The organism is Natronomonas sp., assembly GCF_046710025.1.
Lineage (GTDB): Archaea > Halobacteriota > Halobacteria > Halobacteriales > Haloarculaceae > Natronomonas.
Map to the genome: position 1 here is coordinate 1 of NZ_JBKEGK010000167.1, position 5,720 is coordinate 5,720.

At 64.3% G+C, this 5,720-nt stretch carries 5 protein-coding genes; all 5 read right to left on the reverse strand.

Annotation, left to right across the window (positions count from 1 at the left end):
• Positions 1-200: 200 nt before the first annotated feature.
• From ACI944_RS10900 to ACI944_RS10920, 5 genes are read right to left on the reverse strand one after another with little or no spacing between them, the layout of a single operon-like run.
• Entirely contained in the window at positions 201-599 is a 399-nt protein-coding gene (locus tag ACI944_RS10900) for a hypothetical protein (protein ID WP_411719077.1), read from the reverse strand.
• The gene (locus ACI944_RS10905; protein ID WP_411719078.1) at positions 583-1,917 is read right to left on the reverse strand and encodes an ABC transporter ATP-binding protein; all 1,335 of its coding nucleotides are present in this window, start codon (positions 1,915-1,917) and stop codon (positions 583-585) included. Before ACI944_RS10905 ends, ACI944_RS10900 begins: the two co-directional genes overlap by 17 nt.
• Positions 1,914-2,999, reverse strand: a complete 1,086-nt coding sequence (locus ACI944_RS10910; protein WP_411719079.1) for an ABC transporter ATP-binding protein — start codon at positions 2,997-2,999, stop codon at positions 1,914-1,916. The genes ACI944_RS10905 and ACI944_RS10910 overlap by 4 nt, the downstream gene beginning before the upstream one ends.
• A complete protein-coding gene (locus tag ACI944_RS10915; protein WP_411719080.1) occupies positions 2,999-4,549 on the reverse strand; it encodes an ABC transporter permease in 1,551 nt (516 codons plus the stop codon). The genes ACI944_RS10910 and ACI944_RS10915 overlap by 1 nt, the downstream gene beginning before the upstream one ends.
• 1 nt (position 4,550) lies before the next feature.
• Complete coding sequence (locus tag ACI944_RS10920) at positions 4,551-5,639, reverse strand: ABC transporter permease (protein WP_411719081.1); 1,089 nt, start codon at positions 5,637-5,639, stop codon at positions 4,551-4,553.
• Positions 5,640-5,720: the final 81 nt, after the last annotated feature.

Genomic DNA, 5,720 nt, shown 5'->3' on the forward strand with positions numbered 1-5,720 from the left:
CGGCGACGGTAAACGTCTCGTACCCGGCCTCCTCGCGGTCCGCGGCCATCGCGTTCATGTCCGCGATCGTCTGTTGTAGGGCCTCTTTGGACTGGCTTACCGCCTCCGCGCGTCGTCGGTCGTCGTTCGCCTCCGACCCGTTCGGCTCTGTTCGCACCATGCTTTTCAACGAGTACAGAGTCACAAAACGCTTGTGCGCTTCACACGCCGATGCCGGCGACGACCTCGAGCGACAGCGACACCGCCAGTACGACTAGGCTCGTCACGAATATCTTCACGTTGCGGCTCACCCGTTCCTCGAACGGGATGGTCATCTCGCGGAGCGGCGGCAGCCGCGTGAGCCGTTCCTCGATTCCCCACGGCTGCTCGGTGTCGAAGCTGACGCGTTCGCGGTCCCGCCGTTTGGCCTTCGGTTGGATGGCCAGCCCGCCGAGGCCGAACAACAGGAACCCGACGACGAACAGGACGTACTTCAGCGTGAGCAGCCCGTCGCCGAACACGTACGCGACCGCGGCACAGCCCGCGACGACACCGATCGACGCGGCGCCGACCCAGACGGCGAACTCGCTGACCCGCGCGGAGTTACTCGCTGTCTGCACGGCGCGAGATCACGGGTCCGACGTCCTCGTACTCGTCGGCGTGCCGGTGGCAGTAGCTCTGGCGACCCGACGCGGACACCTCGTACATCTCCGGCAGTTCGCGGTCGCAGACGCTGGCGAACTCCTCGTAGAGGTGTTCCTGCGCCTCCGCCGGGCGCCCGCGTTTGACCATCTCGACCGCGGTCTCGATCTGTTCGTCGACCCGGTCCGGCACCTCGACGCCGTCGAAGGTGTCCGCCCTGCTGTCCTCGATGTCGTCGAACCGATCGAACCGATCGAGCCGCCGTCTGACTCGGTCTCCCGCCGAGAGCGCGACGCGGGCGCGCTCGCGAACGACCTCCCTGAACCGTTCGATCGCCCGCCAGAGGTCCTCGTCGGCGTCGGCGTACGCTTCCGGCCTGATCTTCGCCGGACAGCGCGTCGAGAGGTTACAGCCCTCTGGCGCGTCGCTCGGGCTCGGGGGCGTTCCGGAGAGGGTTATCCGCTGCGACGCCGCCGACGGGTCGGGTTCCGGAATCGCCGACAAAAGCGACTGCGTGTACGGATTCGAAGCGTCGCTGAACACCTCTTCCGTCTCCCCTTTCTCCATGATCTTCCCGAGGTACATCACGGCGACGCGGTCGGAAATGTACCGGACCACGGAGAGGTCGTGTGCGATGAGCAGGTACGTGAGGTTGAACTCCTCTTGGAGGTCTTCGAGGAGGCTGATTATCTTCGCCTGAACGCTCACGTCGAGGGCGGAGACCGGTTCGTCGAGAACCAGGAAGTCCGGTTCAAGCGCCAGCGCTCGCGCGATTCCGATTCGCTGGCGTTGCCCGCCGGAGAACTGGTGCGGGTACCTGAAGTAGTGTTCGTCGGGGAGACCGACCTCCGACAGCAGATCCAGCACCCGCTCTCGCCTGTCGGTCATCGTCTTCCAGTCGTGCGCGTCGAGCGGTTCCCGAATGATCTCCCCGACCGTCATCCGGTCGTTGAGGCTTGACTCGGGGTCTTGAAACACCATCTGGGCGTTCCTCCGCCACTCTTTGAGCTCCGTTCCGGAAAGCGTCGTGACGTCGGTGCCGTCGTAGACGATCGATCCCTCGGTCGCGTTTTCGAGCGCGAGGAGGGTCCGACCGAGCGTGCTCTTCCCACACCCGGATTCGCCGACCAGTCCGAGCGTCTCCCCGCGTTTGATCTCGAAGTCGACGCCGTCGACCGCCTTCACCGGCGGGTCGGCGAGCACCCCGTCGCCGCCGTAGTACTTTTTGAGCCCCTCTACTTCTATCAGCGTCTCCGACTCCTCTGTCGGCGGTGACCGCTCAACTGCGTTGCTCATGAGTGTTCCTCCGTTCGCTCGCTCGCTTTCTCGACGTGCTTCTCGACGCGGGCCGTCTCGCTCTGGTCGTCGGGGTACAGCAGACACGACGCCGTGTGCCCCTCGCCGTCTCCGACCGAGACGTGCTGCGGCGGCACCTCCTCGCAGGCGTCGAACGACTTCGGACACCGAGGCGCGAACCGACAGTGATCGGCCGGCTCGTTCGGTGTCGGGACCTGTCCTTCGATCGTTTCGAGCCCCTCCGCCCGGGAGTGTTCCCCGGGGATCGACCTGAGGAGCGCCTCCGTGTACGGGTGTTGCGGATTCGAGAACAGGTCTTCGACGCCCGCCTTCTCGACGATCTGTCCCGCGTACATCACGTTCACGCGGTCCGCGATGTCCGCGATGACCCCCATGTCGTGCGTGATGAACAGTATCGACAGCCCGCGTTCCTCCTGTAGCTCTTTCAGGAGGTCCAGGATCTGCGCCTGGATCGTCACGTCGAGCGCGGTCGTCGGCTCGTCGCAGATCAGGAAGTCCGGGTCGCACGCGAGCATCATCGCGATGACGGCACGCTGCCGCATCCCGCCGGAGAACTCGTGCGGATACTCGTCTAACCGGCGCTTGGCGTCCGGAATCCCGACGGCCTGGAGTAGTCTCATCGCTTCCTCGACCGCTTCCTCTCCGGTGATGTCACGGTTTACCTCCAGCGACTCACGGATCTGGTTTCCGACGGTGTAGACGGGATTGAGCGACTGTTGGGGGTCCTGAAAGACCATCCCGATCCCGCTCCCGCGGACCGACTGGTACTGTTCCTCGGAGAGGTCGGTGAGCTCTCGGCCGTCGAAACTGATCGACGACTCCGGGAGCACCGTGCCGGGCGACTCGATCAACCCCATGATCGAGCGCGCGGTAACGCTTTTCCCAGACCCGGACTCGCCGACGATTCCCACCGTCTCGCCCCGACCGACGTCGAAGCTTATCGAGTCGACCGCTCTGATCGTCTCGTTATCCGTGTAGAAGACGGTCTGAAGGTCTCTCACGGAGAGAACCGGACCCTCGCTGTCCGTCGTCTCCGCGGTCGCGCTCTGTGACCGGGCCATCACGCACCACCTCCCGCGGCCGCCTCTTCACCCTCATCGGCCTCGGTCTCCGGATCGATGGCGTCGCGGATCCCGTCGCCGAGGGCGTTCATCCCGGTCACGAGGAGCACGATCATCAGTCCGGGAACCAGCGAGATGTGCCACGAGACCGTCGAGACGTAGCTCTGCCCGGCCGATATCGCCCGTCCCCAGGCGGGCGTCGGGGGTGATATCCCCAGCCCGTTACCGAGGAAGGACAGCGCCGAGAGGCTGATAATGATCCCGCCCACCGACATGGAGGCGTAGACGAGCAGGTACCCGAGGATATACGGGAGCATATGCTTGCGCATGATCTTCTGCGGCTGTTGGCCGTAGCTCTCCGCGGCGCGGACCCAATCCTCCTGTGCGACCTGTAACGCCGGACCCCGAACCGCCCGCCACAGGAACGGCCACGTCGTGAACGCGAAGATGAGCGCCAATAAGAACCCCCCGTCGAGTACGCTCCCGAGCCACGTGTCTGCGAACACCGCGCTCATCATGATCAACAACAGTAGCTGCGGGATAGAGACGACTCCGTCAGCAACGGTCAGAACGCCGAGATCGACCGATCCGCTGTAGTACGCGGACAACATCGACAGCGTCATCGCGATGACCGCGGCGCCGGTGATCGCCATCCCCGAGACGATCATCGTGATCCTGGCTCCGCCCATCATAAACGTGAACAGGTCGCGGCCGTTCGGCATCGTCCCGAACGGGTGGAAGCGGCCGTAATCGTCGTACGACATCAGGCCGATGTTGGTCTCGACCGCCCCCTTGGACTTCGAGTTGAAGTTGGCGTCGCCGGCGAACGCCGTCTCCACCGTCCCGTCGTCCGACAGGTACTGAATCCGGCTCTCCTCTCCGTACGTGTTCTCGATGTTCTGGCTGACCGTCGAGGGCGCCAGCGCGGACCCGAACGTCGCCATCGTCAGGAACACGATCAACACGATGACGCCGAACTGCCCCCAGCGGTGCCCGCGGAGGTTGTTGACGACGTCGTCGGTGGGCGTCCAGTCGGATTCGCGGTAGTGGTCACGATAGACGAGCCAACCGCGGAACGACCAGTAGGCGGTGAAGAGAGCGTACGCGATTATGAGCACGAACCTGATGGCCCACGCGACTGCCGGCTGAAGCCCGAGGAAGGTACCCTGCCACGAGCCGTCCGGGGTCTGGTGGCCTTGGTTCGAGATCACCTCGCGGCTCAACAGCGTGGGGAACTCTCCGAGCATCCCGCCGACGCTGCGGAGCATTCCCACCGCACCGGCCTGGAAGTCGACGACCGCCTGTGCGAGTCCGGGCGAGACGTAGTTCAGCGTGAGCTCGACGGCGGCCGTCACCCCGACGACCAACGCGTCGACCATGCCGACCGCGATCCCCGCCCACGTGGCGAACTCGACGGCGATCAGCGCGAACATCGGAACTGCCCACCGCAGGAACGGCTCCGGATTCTCGGTAATGCGGGCAGACAGCGACTGGTCATCACGGTGTGTCAGTTCCTCTCGAATCGACTCGGTGGTGTGACGATCGGACATGTTACTCACTCTCTCCAAGGCTGATTCGCGGATCGATGTACGTGTACAGGAGGTCCTGGCTGACGTTGAACAGGATCTGAATCACGATGAAGATGAACACGAGCGCCATCACGAGCGGGATGTCGGGCCCCAACACCGCGTTGAAGAAGAGATTCCCGAGGCCGTTGATACCGAACACCGCTTCCACGAGGACGGACCCGCCGATCAACAGGTAGAACTCGCCCATGATGACGGGCAACAGCGGGATAACCGCGTTCCGTCCGACGTGTTTGCCGATGATTCGGCGGGAAGAGAGCCCCTTCGCCTTCGCGGTCTCGACGTACTTCGAGTTGATGCTCTCGAGCACCGCGGTCCGTCCGATCCTGACCTCGTTACCCATCGACGACGACCCGAGAACGAGCGCCGCGGGCAGTATCCACTTGAAGGCGACGAACCACGGCCCGGGGTTGGGAACCGGGATGAACAGCAGTTCCAGATACGGGACCCCGGTGAAGATATCGATGTTGGTGAACAGGTTGCCCAGCTCGTCGGGGGTTCCGCTGACCTTTGTCTCGATGATCGCCGTGCGATAGAACTCGAGGGCGCCTCCGGCGGTGATCAGCCCCGAGATGATGACGGCGAGCCAGAAGTTCGGCATCGCGCGCCAGATGATCCCGAACCCGGAGCTCGCGTAATCACGGAACGTGTTCGCGCGCAGGCCGGCGTACAGCCCGAGCGGAACGCCGATCCCGAGCGCGATGACGACCGACCAGAAGCCAAGCCAGAGCGTCGCGGGCATCCGGTCAATGATGAGCTCGACGACGGGCGTCTCGCGCTGAATCGTCCACGAATCTCCGAAATCGAGCACGAACAGGTCGCCGACGACTCGGAAGTACTGCTCCCACAGTGGAATGGGATTCCCGGCCGCGTCGATGTAGTTCAGCTCCATCCGGAGCTGCCGGATGTCCGCGGCCGTCGCCTGTCGGCCGAGAATGCTCCCGACGGGGTCGATCGGGCCGAGGTAGAGGATCAGAAACGACAGCGTGACCCCGAACAGCATGACCGGGATCGCGAGTCCGAACCGCTTGAGTAGGTATATGCCTCTGTTCATGCGTCGATCACCGGGCCTGACATTGCGCTCCCGTCGACGGGTTGGCCCTGCGGGGACCGGTCGGCCGGTACTGCCCCGTTC

Coding starts and splice junctions, on each gene's coding strand:
- ACI944_RS10905 (WP_411719078.1), bottom strand. CDS start 1,917: ATGAGCAACGCAGTTGAGCGGTCACCGCCGACAGAGGAGTCGGAGACG.
- ACI944_RS10910 (WP_411719079.1), bottom strand. CDS start 2,999: ATGGCCCGGTCACAGAGCGCGACCGCGGAGACGACGGACAGCGAGGGT.
- ACI944_RS10915 (WP_411719080.1), bottom strand. CDS start 4,549: ATGTCCGATCGTCACACCACCGAGTCGATTCGAGAGGAACTGACACAC.
- ACI944_RS10920 (WP_411719081.1), bottom strand. CDS start 5,639: ATGAACAGAGGCATATACCTACTCAAGCGGTTCGGACTCGCGATCCCG.